General features: G+C 70.3%; 16 protein-coding genes. 8 read left to right on the top strand and 8 right to left on the bottom strand.

The features are described from left to right. Positions 1 to 57: 57 nt before the first annotated feature. Both OG714_RS09900 and OG714_RS09895 read right to left on the bottom strand, forming a co-directional pair. Entirely contained in the window at positions 58 to 1,509 is a 1,452-nt protein-coding gene (locus OG714_RS09900) for a cellulose binding domain-containing protein (protein ID WP_406131770.1), read from the bottom strand. Between the two features lie 81 nt (positions 1,510 to 1,590). Continuing rightward, on the bottom strand, positions 1,591 to 3,123 hold the full coding sequence (locus tag OG714_RS09895) for a beta-N-acetylhexosaminidase (protein WP_406119956.1): 1,533 nt from the start codon (positions 3,121 to 3,123) through the stop codon (positions 1,591 to 1,593). Positions 3,124 to 3,438: 315 nt separating this feature from the next. Here OG714_RS09895 and OG714_RS09890 point away from each other — a divergent pair, with 315 nt between their 5' ends. Further along, positions 3,439 to 4,278 carry a GntR family transcriptional regulator gene (locus tag OG714_RS09890; RefSeq protein WP_406119955.1) on the top strand — a complete coding sequence of 280 codons (840 nt, stop codon included), beginning with the start codon at positions 3,439 to 3,441 and terminating at the stop codon, positions 4,276 to 4,278. Here OG714_RS09890 and OG714_RS09885 read toward each other — a convergent pair. Next, positions 4,263 to 5,132, bottom strand: coding sequence for a hypothetical protein (locus tag OG714_RS09885; RefSeq protein ID WP_406119954.1), 870 nt, complete (start codon positions 5,130 to 5,132; stop codon positions 4,263 to 4,265). The two genes, OG714_RS09890 and OG714_RS09885, sit on opposite strands and share 16 nt — an antisense overlap. Beyond that, positions 5,129 to 5,938 (bottom strand): MerR family transcriptional regulator, encoded by an 810-nt coding sequence (locus OG714_RS09880; RefSeq protein ID WP_406119953.1) that lies wholly within the window; start codon positions 5,936 to 5,938, stop codon positions 5,129 to 5,131. The genes OG714_RS09885 and OG714_RS09880 overlap by 4 nt, the downstream gene beginning before the upstream one ends. 146 nt (positions 5,939 to 6,084) lie before the next feature. Here OG714_RS09880 and OG714_RS09875 point away from each other — a divergent pair, with 146 nt between their 5' ends. Beyond that, entirely contained in the window at positions 6,085 to 6,513 is a 429-nt protein-coding gene (locus OG714_RS09875; RefSeq protein ID WP_406119952.1) for an ester cyclase, read from the top strand. Between the two features lie 12 nt (positions 6,514 to 6,525). Here the strand turns inward: OG714_RS09875 and OG714_RS09870 are convergent, their stop codons facing one another. Then, entirely contained in the window at positions 6,526 to 6,729 is a 204-nt protein-coding gene (locus OG714_RS09870) for a hypothetical protein (RefSeq protein WP_406119951.1), read from the bottom strand. Positions 6,730 to 6,917: 188 nt separating this feature from the next. Between OG714_RS09870 and OG714_RS09865 the strand changes: the two genes are divergently transcribed. Continuing rightward, the gene (locus tag OG714_RS09865; protein WP_406119950.1) at positions 6,918 to 7,382 is read left to right on the top strand and encodes a MarR family winged helix-turn-helix transcriptional regulator; all 465 of its coding nucleotides are present in this window, start codon (positions 6,918 to 6,920) and stop codon (positions 7,380 to 7,382) included. A 55-nt stretch (positions 7,383 to 7,437) separates the two neighbouring features. Here OG714_RS09865 and OG714_RS09860 read toward each other — a convergent pair whose 3' ends face one another. After that, positions 7,438 to 8,319 (bottom strand): helix-turn-helix transcriptional regulator, encoded by an 882-nt coding sequence (locus tag OG714_RS09860; RefSeq protein ID WP_406119949.1) that lies wholly within the window; start codon positions 8,317 to 8,319, stop codon positions 7,438 to 7,440. A 112-nt stretch (positions 8,320 to 8,431) separates the two neighbouring features. Here OG714_RS09860 and OG714_RS09855 point away from each other — a divergent pair, with 112 nt between their 5' ends. From OG714_RS09855 to OG714_RS09835, 5 genes are all read left to right on the top strand, one after another. After that, positions 8,432 to 9,280, top strand: coding sequence for a helix-turn-helix transcriptional regulator (locus OG714_RS09855; RefSeq protein ID WP_406119948.1), 849 nt, complete (start codon positions 8,432 to 8,434; stop codon positions 9,278 to 9,280). Between the two features lie 246 nt (positions 9,281 to 9,526). Further along, positions 9,527 to 10,492, top strand: a complete 966-nt coding sequence (locus OG714_RS09850; protein WP_406119947.1) for an NADP-dependent oxidoreductase — start codon at positions 9,527 to 9,529, stop codon at positions 10,490 to 10,492. A gap of 29 nt (positions 10,493 to 10,521) precedes the next feature. Beyond that, entirely contained in the window at positions 10,522 to 11,586 is a 1,065-nt protein-coding gene (locus tag OG714_RS09845) for an NAD(+)/NADH kinase (protein ID WP_406119946.1), read from the top strand. Positions 11,587 to 11,776: 190 nt separating this feature from the next. Next, entirely contained in the window at positions 11,777 to 13,831 is a 2,055-nt protein-coding gene (locus OG714_RS09840; protein WP_406119945.1) for a phosphocholine-specific phospholipase C, read from the top strand. A gap of 52 nt (positions 13,832 to 13,883) precedes the next feature. Beyond that, a complete protein-coding gene (locus OG714_RS09835; RefSeq protein WP_406119944.1) occupies positions 13,884 to 14,714 on the top strand; it encodes a phospholipid scramblase-related protein in 831 nt (276 codons plus the stop codon). A gap of 6 nt (positions 14,715 to 14,720) precedes the next feature. Here the strand turns inward: OG714_RS09835 and OG714_RS09830 are convergent, their stop codons facing one another. Together OG714_RS09830 and OG714_RS09825 are read right to left on the bottom strand one after the other, a co-directional pair. Further along, entirely contained in the window at positions 14,721 to 15,686 is a 966-nt protein-coding gene (locus tag OG714_RS09830) for a hypothetical protein (RefSeq protein ID WP_406119943.1), read from the bottom strand. Continuing rightward, entirely contained in the window at positions 15,683 to 16,477 is a 795-nt protein-coding gene (locus OG714_RS09825) for a phosphatase PAP2 family protein (RefSeq protein ID WP_406119942.1), read from the bottom strand. Before OG714_RS09825 ends, OG714_RS09830 begins: the two co-directional genes overlap by 4 nt. Between the last annotated feature and the right edge of the window lie 76 nt (positions 16,478 to 16,553).

Here is a 16,553-nt window from a genome sequence, read left to right as displayed (position 1 = left end):
GGCGGGCCGTGCGCTCCGACGCCCTACGCCGAGTGCGCGGCCCGCTGCCTTGGGTGATCAACTGCTGGGCACGGTGTCCTCGAACGTGGTGCCCGCGCCGCGGTACGCCGCGACCTTGGCGGCGACCTGCGCCGGGGTGAGGACCTGGTCCTTGACGTGCAGGACGTAGTCGACCTGCTCGTCGTAGGCGCGCGGGGTGGAGCTGGTCAGGCCGCCGAAGTCGATCAGCCACTGGTTGAAGTTGATCGACATCGGCCGCTCCGGCAGGTACGCGGCGTCGTGGGTGCCGAAGAGCTGCCCGTCGATGTAGTACTTGATGCTGCTGTTGTCGATGGTCAGCACCAGGTCGTGCCAGCCGGTGTAGCTCTGCCGGCCCTCGGTGTGCTGGTTGACCGCGATCCACGGGTCGGCCTGGTAGGTCTCCCAGGACGTCGTGTAGAGGATGTTGGAGGTCTCGCCCCAGCCGCCGTTGGGGAGGTACTCGAAGTCGTACTCGGAGTAGTCGTCCGCCAGCGGGGCCGTGAGGTCGTTGATGGTGAAGAACGTCTGCACGAGGTGGTCGCCGTCCGGTCCCGACTTGGGCGCGTCGTTGAACTTGACCCGGGCCGCGTAGGTGCCGTTCTTGAACTTCCGTGTGTTGGTGACGACTTCGGTCTGCTTGGTGCTCTCGCCGGTGCCGGACGTCGAAGTCTCCAGGTTCATCACGGAATTGCCGCTGGTGCCGGCGAACGTGACGTTCTGGGGCGCCCAGGTGGCGCCGGAGACACCGGGACCGCCGGAGGTGGAGCGCACGCTCCAGCCGTGAGAGGTGATCTTCGGGTCGTTGTAGGCGCTGTAGTTGAAGTCGTCGAACAGCGCGGCGCCGGTGGCCGGGGGGTCGGTCGGCGGGTCGGTGGGCGGGTTCGTCGGGTCGTTGCCCGCGGGGGCCGTGCCCCACAGGGTGGTGCCGGCCAACTGAGCGGTGACCTTGGACCAGTTGGCGTACGAGGTCTGGGAGGCGCCGAAGAAGTAGTCGTCGCTCTGGTTCAGGGTCTGCCACGTCGACTGGTAGAAGCGCAGTTGCATGTCACCGGTGTCGGCGCCCGGCGAGAGCGTTCCAGTGCCGGAGGTGAAGCCGATCTCCAGGTAACGGTCCGCCGTGGCCGTCGGGTTGGCGAGCGTGCCGAAGGTGCCCGTGACGTTGGCGCAGCCCTTGACGGCCCAGGAACACGCGAAGCGGTAACTCGCGCTCGCCGAGTCCGCCTTGAAGTAGTAGCGGAGCTTGACGCTCGCCAACTGCACAGTGCTGGAGCCGGTGTTCCTCACCTTGAACCACGGCTCGGACTGGTCGGCCGTGGCACCTGTGGCACTGGTGCGGTACTGGACGCTCAGCCCGTCGCCCGCCGCGCTCGCGGTGGACGGCATGGCGGTTAGGGCGGCGGCGCCCATGGCCACCGCCACGGCGGCGGACGCGGCGGCGCGCAGTCTGTTCTTCGCGAACCTCGTGTCGAACCTCTTGTCGAACCTCATGCCGAGTCTCATGTCGTGCCTCTCCAGAAAGGTGGGGTGATTCCGGAACGGGACAGGTGGGGGGAGTCGAAGCGGGACGGGTCAGGGGCGGTACGGGACGCCCAGCGCGTCGAGGCGGGCCGTGTGGTCGTCGAGCCTGGAACGGAAGTCCGCCCAGTCGGTCGCGCCGCTCCAGGCACGGTCGGCCAGGGCGCACAGGCGGGGGTAGGTGAGGTACTCGATGCGCTCGGGCGTCCTGACGAACTCGGTCCACAACTGGGCCTGGGTGCCCAACACCCGCTCGGCGGCGCTCCGTTCGGCGTCCTCGGGAACGGGGTCATGGGCGTGGACGGCACGCAGATCCACGGCGCCGCCGGGCTGGGCCGGGGGCTCGCCCGGGTCCTCGGACTGGGCGTAGTCGAGATAGGTCGCCCGGTGATACGCGCTGATGACGGGGTGGCCGCGGCGGGCCGCCGCCAGGGTGTGTGCCGAGTCGCGCCAGGTCATCACCGTGAAGTCCAGGGGCAGTTCGGCACCCGTCTCGGCCCAGCCGACCGGACGCCGCCCGTGCCGGACGAGGAAGTCGCCGATCCGCCCGAGGAACCAGCCGTGCAGCGCCGCGGGACTCGACAGGCCCTGCGCCACGGCCCGTTCGCGCGCGGCGACACTGTGCGTCCACTCGGCGGTGGGACACTCCTCGCCGCCGACGTGGATGTACGGCGAAGGGAAGACGTCCATGACCTCGTCGAGGACCGTACGGCAGAAGTCGAGCACCTCGTCATGGGCCCCGAGGACGGTGTCGCACACGCCCCAGCGGGTCCAGACGTCGAGGGTGCGCTCCGGGTTGTTGCCCAGTTCGGGATAGGCGGCGAGAGCGGCCCGCACATGTCCCGGCATCTCTATCTCCGGCATGACGGTGACTCCGCGAGCGGCCGCATAGTCCACCAGGCCGGTGAGTTCGGCCCGGGTGTACGAGCCGCCGTGCGGTACACCGTCGTACAAGTCGCTCCCGGCGGAGCCGAGTTGGGAATCGGTGCGGTGCCCGCCGATCTCGGTGAGCTTCGGGTAGGCCGACACCGGCATGCGCCAGCCCTGGTCGTCGGTGAGGTGCAGATGGAAGACGCCGATCTTGTGCAGCGCCAACAGGTGGACGTACCGGCGCAGATATGAGACGGGCTGGAAGTGCCGGGCCACATCGAGCATCGCGCCGCGCCAGGGGTGACGGGGGAGGTCGGTGATCTCGACGCACGGCAGCTGCCATCGTGTGCCGGGCTGGGGAGACTCTGACAGGGCCCGCGGGGGCAGGAGTTGACGGATCGTCTGGATGCCGCGCAGCAGTCCGGTGAGGTGCGCGGCACGCAGCAGTACGGCGTGCGGGGCGACGGTGAGTCCGTAGCCCTCCTCGCCGTGGCCGGCCAGTCCGGGGTCGAGGGTGAGGGTCAACTGCCCCTCGGGGGAGGCCGGCAGGGGCAGTCCGGTGGCCGGGGCGAGCAGGGTGCGCAGCAGGTCCGCGGCCGGTCCGGCGCCCGCGCCGACGCGCAGGGAGATGTCGGCGTCGAGAGTGAACTGCCCCGGCCGGACGACCGACTTGGTGGGGCGGGGGACGAGGGAGAGCACGGAACGCTGTGCGGGCATGGATCGTCTCCGGGGCGGGACGGGGCATGTGGGGGAGGGAGGTTCACCTGGGGAGGGCATGCGGGAACACCTGACCACCTGACCAGTGAAGCCCACTGGACAGCTCACCTCTCGATGTGGGGACGAAGGTGGCATAGACCAATGTGGGCGTCAACCCCTCCTGCCGCAAGGGGACTTGGCGTGCCCGTCGGTCCGGATCCGAAGGATCACCGCCCGGCGGTGGTTACACTGCCCGGGTCAACAGGGCGATTGCGGGCTACCGTTGGTCAACTGGTCAGGTGGTCAACCAGGGACTCCGCGCATGAGGAGTGCGACATGAAGGCCGACGCGCCAGGTGCGGTGCTCAAACGCGAGCGGGTCCGCGACTTCATCCTCGACCTCGTCGAGTCGCACCACCCGGGGGACGCGATCCCCTCCGAGCGCGTCCTCTGTGCCCAACTGGGCGTGTCCCGGCCTACCTTGCGCGCGGCGGTCGACGAACTCGTCGCCGCCGGGCTGCTGGTGCGGGAGCACGGGCGCGGCATGTTCGTGGCGCCCGAGAAGATCACCCAGGAACTCGTCTCCGGCGAACAGACCATGACGGCACCTCAGGCCGCCGGCGCCTGGTCGAGCCGCCTGCTGGAGTTCACCACCATCCCGGCCGGCGCCCGCGTGGGCCGCAGGCTGCGCCTCTCGCCCGCCGCCGAGATCGTCTACGTGGCGCGGCTGCGCCTGGTCGACGGCGCCCCGATGGCCATCGAGCACCTGCACATCAGGGCCGACCTCGTCCCCACCCTGTCCGCACGGGAGTTGGAGGCCGGCGACCTGTACGAACACCTGCGGGAACAGCACGGCGTACACGTCCAGGAGGCGGTCCAGGCGATCGAGCCGACCGTCGTCACCCGGGCCGAGGCCGAACTCCTCGACGTCCCGGAACTCTCCCCGGCCCTGCTCTTCGAGCGCCTCACCTCGGACACGACAGGCCGGCCCGTCGAGTACGTCCACTCGATCTACCGGGGCGACCGCTACCGCATCGTCTCCCGCCTCACCCTCGGCCCCTCGGTGACGGTCCCGTCGACCCCGCTCGGCCACCATCCCGGCATCCCTCCGGGCGACTTCGCCCACCGGGACACGATCGCGGCGTCCACGCGGGGGGACATTCAGTCGGCGTCCTGAGGCGCGGGTGCGGGTGGTGCGGTTCGGGCCCGGGTGACCGCGTCGTAGAGGGACTTCGGATCGTCGGCGTGCAGCCTGATCACCTGTACGAGGCGCGGGGCGCCGAGGAGCTTGGGCGCATCGACCGGTTCGGTCAGTTCGACGGTGAGGGAGGTCTGGGAGCCGATGGGCAGGTTCAGCTCGCCGTTCTTCTTCGTGTGGGTGAACAGAGTCTGGCGCCGGACGGCGGCGATCTGCGTGAGGGGAACGCGGACGTCGACATGTGCCGTCTGTCGGATGCGCAGGACACCCCCGGCCAGGACGTGCGGCCGGGTGACAGTGGCCGCGTGCATGCCCAGGACGAACAGAACGGTGTAGACGTCGACGACCAGGAGGACGGCGTGGACGACGGGCCATCTGGCGAGCAGGAACGACAGGGCGACCGTCTCGGCCACGCACACGAACGTGAGGCCGTACATCATGGCGGCCTGATCGCGGGCGTGCGGGAAGACCGCGTCGGCTTCGCCGACACCGTGCGGACGGCGTGCGATCCACCGGACCAGGCTCGCCATGATCCGCGCCTCGTGCGCGACGTACCGCGCCACGCGCCCGGGCACCAGCCGCGCGAGCGCCTGACGCAGGGACAGCCCGAGCCGCCGTAGCCGCAGCCAGACGTAGGCTTCGGCGCCGAGCAGTACCAGCAGGAGCAGCTTGGCACCGAGCAGAACGATCTCGGGTACCGGAACGCCGCTGAACAGGCAGACGGCCAGGGCGAGTTGGGCGGGTACCGCGACGGCGCACAGCTTTCGCAGGGCCGGGCCGCGCGCGGAGGCTTCGGGTTGGGGGTGGGGCGTCTGGACCTCCGTCGTCGTCATGACGGGTCTCCCTGTCGGTGTGACGGAGCTTCCTGCCGGTATGAGGGGTCTTCCTGTCGGTGTTTCGCGAACTGTCGGTGTTTCGCGAGGTCGATCGCGCCGAGCACCGCCGCCGACTGGGCCGGTGCCAGGTCCGCGAAGATGGCGTCGGTCAGACCGTCGTCGGCCTTGTCGGGGAACCGCGCGGCGAGGTCGTCGGGCAGCAGGGCCGCCAGCGCGGCGGCGGCACGGGCCACCCCGGGATCGTCCGGCTCCTTGTCGGCGAGGGCGTCCAGCAGGCCGTACATCTCGCTCGCGTGCTCCGCCATCCCCCGCAGCGTCTCCATCAGCAGGACCCGGTCCGCCTCGGGGGCCACGGTGTCGAGGAGGGCCAGGATCTCCCGGTCCTTCACGGCAATGGGGGAGTCCGACAGCTCACCGAGGCCCGCCAGCAGGGCGGTGAGCTGCGGCGACAGCGGTGCCTCGGCGGTCAGCCGCCCGCCCCGCGCCTCGGTCAGCAGCGCGGCGAGCCGTTGGCGTCGCTCGCGGATGACCGCCTCCTGCCGTCCGAGGTCCTCGTCCAACTCCTGGAGAACCTCAGCCAGTTCGCGGCCCTCGTCGTCCGCGAGGACGTCGCGCACTTCGTCGAGACCGAGGCCGAGCTCGGTCAGGCGTCGGATCCGGGCGAGGAGCACGGCGTCCCGGATGCCGTACTCGCGGTAGCCGTTGCTCCGCCGTACGGGTTCGGGCAGCAGCCCGAGATGGTGGTAGTGCCGCACGGCCCGCGGGGTGACCCCGATGAAGGCGGCGATCTCGCCGATTCGCATGGCTTCAGTAGAAACCCTGACGTCGCGGCAAGGTCAAGGCGACTCGTGAGCGTTTGACCTTGCCGCGACGTCAGGATCTGTACTGAGGGGCATCCGGCCCTGAGCGATCACCGAACTCACGGCGCCATCCCCGAAAGGACACCGAGATGACCACCACCACCGAGAGGAACATGGTTCTGCTGCGCGCCGCGTACCGGCAGCTGGAGAGCGGTGAACTCGGCGCGTGCGTAGGGATGTTGGCGGAGGACTTTCTCGCCAACGTCCCCGGTCTGCCCGACCCGCTGCACGGCCGGGAGGTCTGGCGGCAGGGCGCGCGGGCCATGCTGGAGGCCTTCCCCGACCTGAAGATCGATGTCCAGGACATGTTCGGCACGGCCGACAAGGTGACCGCGCTGGTCTCCTTCCGGGGCACGCACCAGGGCGCGTTCCAGCAGTTCGAGGCGACGGGCCGGCAGGTCGCCTACCGGAGCATCGAGGTCTACCGGTTCGAGGGGGACCGGATCGCCGAGGAGTGGGTCGCCCCGGACATGATCGGCCTCATGGGGCAGACCGCGCCCGCCCCCGCCGGCCGCTGACCCGGCCCGCGCCTACAGCTCCCCGGGCCGCCCGTACCGGTAGAAGAACGGCCCGCCGATCTGCCCGGCCAGCGCGCGGGTCAGGCCCGAGCTGTCCTCCAGCAGGCGCGCGCCCGGGTCGAGGTCGCCGACGTAGAGCGGGTCGAAGCCGGCGTCGGTGATGAGCTGCGCGGTGATGTCCTGCGTGGCCGATTCCGCGGGAGGCGCCGGTGGCAAACCGCGTAGCCATGGGGAAAACCTCTTTCGTCGCTTCCCCTTGTCGGGGGATTTCTTGTTGACGAGAACGAGTCTGTTCCCGTGCGACGGAGGTATGAAGGCAGTGGTTTTCCTGGGAGTCCCGCACCCAGAAAAGGGCTGCGAACGGCAAAGTCGGTGACATGTCAACAAGCTGATACGGTGAGGTCATGTCCGAACCCCGATGGCTCACCCCCGACCAGGCCGACGTCTGGGTGAAGTACCGGCGGGTGCGCCGCGAGCTGCAACGGGCCCAGGACCAGCAGTTGCAGCGGGATTCAGGTCTCTCGGCCGCCGACTACGCCCTCCTGGCTCCCCTGTCCGAGTCCGCCGACGGCGTGCTGCGCGCGCGGGAGCTCGGCGCCGAGGTCGACTGGGAGCGCAGCCGGCTGTCCCATCAGATCAGCCGCATGGAGAAGCGCGGGCTCGTCACGCGCGAGGCCTGCGCGGACGACGCCCGAGGCTCCATGGTCCGGCTTACGGAAAAGGGTCGGGAAGCGATCGAGGCCGCCGCACCCACCCATGTGGACAACGTGCGACGGCTTTTCTTCGACCCGCTGACATCGGACGAGGTACGCCTTTTCGGCGATTTCCTGGACCGAATCCTGGGCGCGGTCGAGCAGAATTCCCGGTAATCCCGGTAATCCCGGTAATCCCGGTAATCCCGGTCGGGTAGTCGTGGGCGGGCTTTTACGGGGCGCCCCGCGCCGGATTCTGCTGGTGCGGTACCTCGGGCGCGCTGAGTGAACCCAGCAGGGCCAGAGCGTCCGCCGAGGGCGAGTCCGGTTCCGCCTGGAGGATGATGAGCTGCTGCCCGGGCGCGCTGCGGATGGCGAGGGCCTCGTGCCGCAACTCCAGGTCCCCCACCACGGAATGACGCATCCGCTTGACCTCGTAGGGCGGGACCCGGGTGTATTCGCGTGCCCACAGCGAGCGGAACTCGCCGCTGCGCACGGACAGTTCACCGACGAGTTCGAGGATGCGCGGATCCTCGGGCGTGCTCGCGGCGGACTGCTGGAGATCGGCGACCGCGCGGTTCCTCGCCCGCTCCGGGCTCCGGTAGAACGTCTTCGCGGCGGGGTCGAGGAAGAGCATGCGCAGCACGTTGTCGTGCTGGGTGAAGTCGCGGTAGAGGGCGTCGGCCAGGGCGTTGGCGGCCAGCAGATCCTGGGCGTGGCCCATGACGAAGGCCGGCGTCCTGGTCCAGCTCTCGATCAGCTGCCGCAGATGCGGGCGCACCCGCTCGACGCGGGCCGGCGACTTCGTACGACGGCCCGTGGGCCGCGCCAGCCGGAACAGCTCCAGGCGATCCTCCTCCGCCAGCCGCAGCACACGGGCCATGGCCTCCAACACTCGTACCGACGGGCTGAGTTCACGGCCCTGCTCAAGTCTGCTGTAGTAGCTCGGGCTGACCCCGGCGAGTGCGGCGACCTCGTCGCGGCGCAGCCCGGGCACCCGCCGCCGGCCGGAGCCGGTCAGCCCCACGTCGGCGGGGCTGACGCGCTCCCGGCGGGAGCGGAGGAACCGACCCAGCCCTTCCACCGGGCCGGGGCGCACGTCGTCGTTGTACATACCGTCGAGGCTAGGCGGAAAGCGCCCGGAGGAGTTCTGTCGACGGTGGGTGCGCTGCACCCAGGATCACCGCTCCCCGGCTCGCCGACAGAAAAGCACCTAGTCTTGCCGCATGAGCAAGGGGACCCCTTTGGGAGATTTCCTCCGGGCCCGCCGCGAGGCCCTCAAGCCCCAGGACGTCGGTCTGCCGGAGTACGGCCGACGCCGGGTGCCGGGACTGCGCAGGGAGGAGGTCGCGCTGCTCGCCGGAGTCAGCTCCGACTACTACATCAGGCTGGAGCAGGGCCGCGAGAACAGCCCGTCCCCGCAGGTCCTGGAAGCCGTGGCGCAGGCGCTGAAACTGGACGCGGAGTCCGCCGACCATCTCAACCGCCTCTGCCTGACGCCCTCGCAGCGTCCGCACGACCGGGGCGAGGCCGAAGTCGGCACGCGGTTGCTGCGGTTGATGGACGGCTGGGAGCACACCCCGGCGTTCGTTCTCGGCCCGGCTCTCGACATTCTCGCGGCCAACTCCCTTGCCACGGCGCTGCACAGCGGATTCGACACGTTCGACAACCTCGCCCGCAATGTGTTCGTCGATCCGGCGGGGCGTGAGTTCTACCAGGAATGGGAGCGCGCCGCGCATTCCTGTGTCGCCGAACTCCGGGCCGCCTACGGCCACGATCCCGAATCCGCCCGTATCGCCGAGGTGGTTGAGGAACTGTCCGCACAGTGCGAGGAGTTCGCCGGGATCTGGCGGCTGCACGACGTCAAGAGCAAGTCCCAGGAAGGCAAGCACCTCAGGCACCCGGACGTCGGCGACCTGCACATCGCCTTCGCCGCGTTCACGGTGAACGGCGCCCCGCATCAGCAACTCGTCGTCTACCAGGCCGAACCGGCCGGTCCGACCGCGCAGGCCTTCGAGACGCTGCGGGCGATGGCCACCGAGCCGAAGAAGGCCCAGGCGAACGCGAACACGTGAGCCGGGGTCGGAGGCTGGTCCTCCCGCACCCACCATGATGGTGCGCCACGCCCCGCCGCTGATCGCGTGCACCATCGGCCTTTGGGACCACAGCTACGAGGCGCTCGTCGGGACCGGCGGGTGCGTCCTCCCCTCGACGCCCCGACCGTCGACCTCAAGGACCGCATGACCAAGTGGCAGTACCTTCTGTAAGCCCGCGGAACCTTCTGTAAGCCACCGGATCCTCTGGACACTGGAGACCCGACCATGCCCCGAGCAGTGAGGTTCTCGCGCTACGGCGGCCCGGAGGTGCTGGAGGTCGTCGAGGTGCCGCGACCGAAGGCAGGCCCTGGGGAAGTGCTCGTCCGGGTCGTCGTCGCCGGGGTCAACCCCGGCGAGGCCGGCATCCGGCAGGGCGTCTTCGCGGACATGTGGCCGGCCGTGTTCCCCGAAGGACAGGGCAACGACTTCGCCGGCTGGATCTCCGAACTCGGCGACGGCGTAAGTGACTTCGCCGTCGGCGACGAGGCCATCGGCTACCTTCCGCGAAGAGCGCAGGCCGACTACGTCGTCTCGCCCGCCGACCTCCTCGCCCCCAAGCCCGCCGACATCGGCTGGGAAGCCGCGGCGCCCCTGTCGGCGGTCGGGGTGACGGCCTGGGCCGCCGTCGACGCCGTAGAGCCAGAAGCCGGGGACACGGTCGTGGTGTCCGGTGCGGCCGGCGGGGTCGGGTCGCTCGCCGTGCAGCTCGCGCGGCTGCGGGGTGCGAGGGTCATCGGCACCGCCGGACCGCACAACGCCGACTTCCTGCGCTCGCTCGGTGTCGTCCCCGTCGAGCACGGCCCCGGCCTGGCCGACCGGCTGAAGGCCACGGCGCCCGACGGGATCGACGCCTTCGTCGACACCTTCGGCCAGGGCAACGTCGACGTCGCCGTCGCGCTGGGCGTGCCCCCGCACCGGATCAACACCCTCGCCGACGGCCGGGCCGTCGCCCGCCACGGCGTCCGCAGCAGGGCCCAGGAGGACGTCTTCACTCCTCAACTGGTCGCCGAACTGGCCGAACTGGTCTCCAAGGGACTGCTCACCGTCCCCATCAGCGAGATCTATCCGCTGGAACAGGTCCAGGAGGCCTACCGGCAGGTGCAGCGCCGCCACACACGCGGGAAGATCGTGCTCAGCCTGGTCCCGCCCGACGACCGCCCCACACCGGCCGCCGAACTCCGCACCCCCTGACCCCCTCACCGCATTCCACGGAGGAGCCCATGCCCGTACGTCGTATCGGCCTCGTCGTCCACCAGGGACGCGAGACCGCCCGGGACGCGGCGGCCGCCGTGCACGCCTGGAGCGAGGCGCACGACGTCCGCTGCACGGAGATCGACGTGTGGGCCAAGGACCACCACCGCCGTGCCGGCCGCGAGGAGGCCGAGGCCGCGGGCAACCCCGACCTCGTCGTCACCCTCGGAGGCGACGGCACCTTCCTGCGCGGCGCCCGGATCGCCGTCAAGAGCGGGGCCGACGTCCTCGGCGTCGACCTCGGCAAGGTCGGCTTCCTCACCGAGGTCCCGGCCTGCGACATCGACGAAGCCCTCGACGCCGTGCACGAAGGGCGGGCCATCGTCGAGGAGCGCATGACGCTGACCATGCGCGCCTCCCGCCCGCTGGACATCCCGGAGGAGATGGAGGCCCTGCTCCGCTACGGCCGCGGTCCCGCCCTGCCGCCGCCGCAGGTCCGGCCCGAGACCACGGAGGGCGGCGGCTGGGGCTGTGCGCTGGACGTCACCGCGCTCAACGACGTCGTACTGGAGAAACTCGCCCGCGACCGGCAGGTAGGCGTCGGCGTCTACCTCGCCGGACGACTGCTGGCGACCTACTCCGCCGACGCCCTGGCCGTCGCCACCCCGACCGGCTCCACGGCCTACAGCTTCGCCGCCGGCGGACCCGTCCTCTCGCCCCACATGGACGCCCTCGTCTTCACCCCGATCGCCCCGCACATGACGTTCAACCGCAGCGTCATCGCCGCCCCCGACGAACCGATCGGCCTGCGCGTCCTGCCCCACTCCGGCCAGGCCGCCGTCAGCGTCGACGGCCAGCTCCGCGGCGTCCTCGACCCCGGCGACTGGATCGGCGTCTTCCGAGCCCCCCAACGCGTCCGCCTCATCCGCCTGCGCCCGACGGATTTCTACGGCCGGCTGCGCGACCGGTTCCGGCTCACGGACGCGCCCGCCAACGCCCAGGACGGACCCTCGGAACCGTTCTTCCGCCCGGACACCCCGGTCCCGGCGGACCTCGCGGGAATGCGCCTGCCGCCGCCGGACTCCATGCGCTGAGGGGCTCACCCGTGGGAGGCGCCGTCGCGGGCGGCTTCGGCGGTGTCGAGCCGCCCCCGCACGTACGGACGACTTTCACATGGGCGCCACCAGACCCTTCCCTGACGTTTGTTGCTCTTGGAACACTCGCACCGCGCGCATTTCGCCATGTTCCGGCCGGCCGCGCGTCAGGATGAGAGGTACCTCACGCATGTCCGAAGTCAACAGGCGTCGCTTTCTCCAACTCGCGGGTGCCACCACGGCCTTCACGGCACTGTCGAACAGCATCGAGCGTGCCGCCGCGCTCCCGGCGAACCACCGGTCCGGGAGCATCGAGGACGTCGAGCACATCGTCGTCCTGATGCAGGAGAACCGGTCCTTCGACCACTACTTCGGCTCGCTCAGGGGCGTCCGGGGCTTCGGCGACCCGCATCCGGTCGTGACCCGGCAGGACGGAAAACCGGTCTGGTACCAGTCGGACGGCACGAAGGACATCCTCCCGTTCCGCCCCGAGGCCGACGACCTTGGCCTCCAGTTCATCCAGGACCTCCCGCACGGCTGGAACGACGGGCACGCCGCGTTCGACGGCGGCAAGTACGACAAGTGGGTGCCGTCCAAGGGCTCCACGACGATGGCGTACCTGACCCGCGAGGACATCCCGTTCCACTACGCGCTCGCCGACTCCTTCACCATCTGCGACGCGTACCACTGCTCGTTCATCGGCTCCACCGACCCCAACCGCTACTACATGTGGACGGGTTACACCGGCAACGACGGCGTCGGCGGCGGCCCCGTCCTCGGCAACGACGAGGCCGGCTACAGCTGGACGACGTACCCCGAGCGTCTGGAGAAGGCCGGGGTCTCCTGGAAGATCTACCAGGACGTCGGCGACGGCCTCGACGCCAACGGCAGTTGGGGCTGGATCCAGGACGCCTACCGCGGCAACTACGGCGACAATTCGCTCCTCTACTTCAAGCAGTTCCAGAACGCCCAGCCCGGCGACCCGCTCTACGACAAGGCCCGCACCGGCACCGACGCCCGCAAGGGCGAGGGCTTCTTCGACCAGCTGAAGGCGGACGTCAAGGGCGGCAAGCTGCCGAAGATCTCCTGGATCGTCGCCCCCGAGGCCTTCACCGAGCACCCCAACTGGCCCGCGAACTACGGCGCTTGGTACGTCGCCCAGGTCCTGGACGCGCTGACCTCCGACCCGAAGGTGTGGGCGAAGACGGCCCTGTTCATCACCTACGACGAGAACGACGGCTTCTTCGACCACCTGGTGCCGCCGTTCGCGCCGGGTTCGGCGGCGCAGGGCAAGTCGACCGTCGACGTCGGCCCCGACCTCTTCAAGGGCGACGCCAGCCACCCCGCCGGTCCCTACGGACTGGGCCAGCGGGTGCCGATGATCGTCGTCTCGCCCTGGAGCAAGGGCGGTTACGTCTGCTCGGAGACCTTCGACCACACCTCGGTCATCCGGTTCATGGAGCGCCGCTTCGGTGTCCACGAGCCCAACATCTCGCCCTGGCGGCGCGCGATCTGCGGCGACCTGACCACCGCGTTCGACTTCTCCCACAAGGACGTCAAGAAGGTCCCGCTCCCGGACACCGACGGCTACCGCCCGCCGGACGGCAACCGTCACCCCGACTATGTGCCGACCCCGCCCGCCAACCCGGCGCTGCCCAGGCAGGAACGCGGACTGCGCCCGGCCCGGCCGCTCAACTACGCCGCCGCGGTGGACGGTTCGGCGGACCCGGCGGCCGGGAAGTTCACCCTGACCTTCGCCTCCGGCCCGAAGGCCGGCGCCAACTTCCTGGTCACCTCGGCCAACCGCACGGACGGGCCCTGGAGTTACACCACCGAGGCCGGCAAGTCCGTCTCGGACGCCTGGAACTCGGCGTACTCGAACGGCTCGTACGACCTGACCGTGCACGGCCCGAACGGTTTCCTGCGCGTCTTCAAGGGACCCGGCAAGAGCGCCGGCCCCGAGGTCACCGCCCGCACCTGCGGCGACGACATCGAGCTGACCTTCACCAACAAGGGTTCCGGGACAGTGCAGTTGAAGGTCGCGGGCGGCTACGGCGGCCGGGCGCAGACGTTCAAGGTGCGGGCGGGCGCCACCGTACGGCACACCTTCGACCTGGGCGCGAGCAAGCGGTGGTACGACCTGACGGTCACCTCCGACGGCGACGCGAGCTTCCTGCGGCGATTCGCCGGACATGTCGAGAACGGTCGGCCGGGGGTCAGCGACCCGGCGATCGCGACCGCTTGAGGGGCTTCGTGAGACCGGTTGTTTTCCGGGGCACTCGCGGTAGTGTGCCCCGGTGACCACGCATTCGAACACACCTGCAGGTTGGTACCCGGATCCGCACGGAGCGCCCCAGACCCTCCGGTACTGGGACGGCGCGAAGTGGACCGAGCACACCAACGCGGACCAGCAGGCGCAGCCGCAGGCCGTGCCGCAGCAGCAGGCGGGGCCGGATCCGCGGGCCCAGCGCCAGGTGAAGCAGCAGGTGCAGCAGCAGGCCGGGGTCGCCGGGGGCGGCCCCGGCGGCGGCAGCCTGTTCACCGAGCCGGTCCTCGTGGTGAACCAGAAGGCCAAGCTGATCGAGCTGACCAACGAGTACAAGGTCATGGATCAGAACGGCAATCTGATCGGCTCGGTCAGCGAGATAGGCCAGAGCACGCTGAAGAAGGCGCTGCGTTTCGTCTCCAGCCTCGACCAGTTCATGACCCACCGGCTGGAGATCCGGGACGCCTACGGGCAGCCGCAGTTGGTGCTGACCCGGCCGGCGAAGATCATGAAGTCCAGGGTGATCGTGTCCCGCCCGGACGGTTCACCGGTGGGCGAGATCGTCCAGCAGAACATGATCGGGAAGATCAACTTCGCGCTGAACGTGGACGGCCAGCAGATCGGCGCGATCAAGGCCGAGAACTGGCGGGCGTGGAACTTCGCCATCGTCGACCACGCGGACAACGAGGTCGCCCGGATCACCAAGACCTGGGAAGGCCTCGCCAAGACGATGTTCACGACCGCGGACAACTACGTCCTGCAGATCCACTACCAGCTGCCCGAGCCGCTGCTGAGCCTGGTGGTGGCGACGGCCCTGACCGTCGACACCGCGCTCAAGCAGGACTCGCGCGGCCTCGGCTGACCCCGCTCAGAGCGCGGTGAGATGCCCCGGCGCGGACTTCCGGTCCGGCTGCCTGGGCAGCAACGCCGGTTCGGCGGAAGCCGATTGAGGCTCCAGCGCCAGTACGGCGGCCACGGGATGATCGTGGTCGTCGTACTCGTGCATCAGCGGTACGGCGGGTGTCACCCGGGTCAGCAGGACCACGCCCCAGGACGCGATTCCCGCTCCCGTCAGCGCGAGCAGGATGCCGGCCGCGCCGCCCTGGAGTCGTTCGCCCAGCAGCGCGAGGCCGATCGCGGCGGCGGCCACCGGGTTCGCCAGGGTCACCACCGCGAGCGGGGCGCCGAGACCGCCCCGGTAGGCGGTCTGCGACAGCAGCAGCCCGCCCGCCGCGAACACCGCGACCAGCAGGGCGACTCCGACCACCTGCATGCTCAGCACCGGACCCGAACGGTCCGTCGCCGCGACCGTCACGGTCTGCGTGAGCGCGGAGGCCACACCCGAGGCGACACCGGACGCCGAAGCATGCCGTAGACCGGGTCGTGCGCCGCGTCGGGCCAGCAGGCCGATGAGTGCGGACGTGGTGCCCGCGACCGCCAACGCCTGCGGAACGGTGAGTACTTGGTCGGGCTGGGGGCCGGACGCCGTGACCAGCAGGGCGGAGAGGCCGAGCAGGGTGAGCGCGGTGCCCCGCCACTCGACCATGGTGACCCGTCGCCCGGCCACTCGCGCCCCCATCGGGACGGCGGCGACGAGGGTGAGGGCGCCCAGTGGCTGTACGACGGTCAGCGGGCCGTACTTGAGGGCCACGACGTGCAGCAGCGCGGCCGACGCGTTCAGGCCGACCGTCCCCCACCACGATCCGGTGGAGAGCAGCCGGAGCATGCCCGCGTCGGAGTTCCGGGAGGCCAGCCGTTCCTGCGCCACGGCGGCGGCCGCGTAGGCGACGGCCGAGAACAGGGACAGGACGACGGCGACGAGGGTGGCGTTCATCGGCCGGCTCCGACGAGAACCGGCTCTTCCACGGCGAGTCGGGGCTGGCCGCGGCCGGCCGTCGTCGCCGTGCGGTGCGGGGGATGGATGAACGCGAGGGCGATGCCGAGCATGGCGGTGGCCACGATCGCGTCGAGCCAGTAGTGGTTCGCCGTGCCGATGATGACCATCAGTGTGACCAGCGGGTGCAGCAGCCACAGCCAGCGCCAGCGGGAGCGGGTCGCGACGATCAGGCCGATCGCGACCATCAGGGCCCAGCCGAAGTGCAGCGAGGGCATCGCCGCGAACTGGTTCGAGAGGTGGTCGCTGGTCGGCGGGCCGTAGACCGAGGGGCCGTAGACCTTGGCGGTGTCGACCAGGCCCGTCGCGGCGAGCATGCGCGGGGGTGCGAGGGGGAACACGAAGGGCAGTACCAGGGCGGCCGAGGTGACCGTCGCCAGGACGCGGCGGGCCCAGACGTAGTGCGCGGGGCGCCGCAGGTACAGCCAGACCAGGAAGGCGACGGTGGCCGGGAAGTGGACGGTCGCGTAGAAGGTGTTCGCGATGTGTACGAGGGTGTCGCTGTGCAGCAGCACCGACTGCACCGAGCCCTCGCCGGGGAGATGCAGGGTCCGTTCCAGGTCCCACACGTGGCGGGCGTTGTGCAGGGCCTCACCGGTGTGGCCCGTCGCCAGCTGGCGGCCGAACTTGTAGACGAGGAAGAGCCCTGCGACGAGCAGGAGCTCACGGACGAGTGGGGGCCGCGCTATCGCGCTGGTCCCCTTCTCTGCAGGCTCGGTGCGGGCATTCATCCCCCGGCCCCTTCGCTGACGGTGGTGCGTGTGGTGGTGCAGGCCGAGCTTGTGACTCGGCTCGCGGCCCGAACTC

Origin of the sequence: Streptomyces sp. NBC_00989, from assembly GCF_045162655.1 — a bacterium.
GTDB lineage: Bacteria > Actinomycetota > Actinomycetes > Streptomycetales > Streptomycetaceae > Streptomyces.
This window is presented reverse-complemented; position numbering and strand designations above follow the sequence as displayed.

Coding starts and splice junctions, on each gene's coding strand:
- OG714_RS09825 (WP_406119942.1), bottom strand. CDS start 16,477: ATGAATGCCCGCACCGAGCCTGCAGAGAAGGGGACCAGCGCGATAGCG.
- OG714_RS09890 (WP_406119955.1), top strand. CDS start 3,439: ATGAAGGCCGACGCGCCAGGTGCGGTGCTCAAACGCGAGCGGGTCCGC.
- OG714_RS09830 (WP_406119943.1), bottom strand. CDS start 15,686: ATGAACGCCACCCTCGTCGCCGTCGTCCTGTCCCTGTTCTCGGCCGTC.
- OG714_RS09880 (WP_406119953.1), bottom strand. CDS start 5,938: ATGCGAATCGGCGAGATCGCCGCCTTCATCGGGGTCACCCCGCGGGCC.
- OG714_RS09850 (WP_406119947.1), top strand. CDS start 9,527: ATGCCCCGAGCAGTGAGGTTCTCGCGCTACGGCGGCCCGGAGGTGCTG.
- OG714_RS09840 (WP_406119945.1), top strand. CDS start 11,777: ATGTCCGAAGTCAACAGGCGTCGCTTTCTCCAACTCGCGGGTGCCACC.
- OG714_RS09865 (WP_406119950.1), top strand. CDS start 6,918: ATGTCCGAACCCCGATGGCTCACCCCCGACCAGGCCGACGTCTGGGTG.
- OG714_RS09895 (WP_406119956.1), bottom strand. CDS start 3,123: ATGCCCGCACAGCGTTCCGTGCTCTCCCTCGTCCCCCGCCCCACCAAG.
- OG714_RS09875 (WP_406119952.1), top strand. CDS start 6,085: ATGACCACCACCACCGAGAGGAACATGGTTCTGCTGCGCGCCGCGTAC.
- OG714_RS09900 (WP_406131770.1), bottom strand. CDS start 1,509: ATGAGGTTCGACAAGAGGTTCGACACGAGGTTCGCGAAGAACAGACTG.
- OG714_RS09855 (WP_406119948.1), top strand. CDS start 8,432: ATGAGCAAGGGGACCCCTTTGGGAGATTTCCTCCGGGCCCGCCGCGAG.
- OG714_RS09845 (WP_406119946.1), top strand. CDS start 10,522: ATGCCCGTACGTCGTATCGGCCTCGTCGTCCACCAGGGACGCGAGACC.
- OG714_RS09860 (WP_406119949.1), bottom strand. CDS start 8,319: ATGTACAACGACGACGTGCGCCCCGGCCCGGTGGAAGGGCTGGGTCGG.
- OG714_RS09885 (WP_406119954.1), bottom strand. CDS start 5,132: ATGACGACGACGGAGGTCCAGACGCCCCACCCCCAACCCGAAGCCTCC.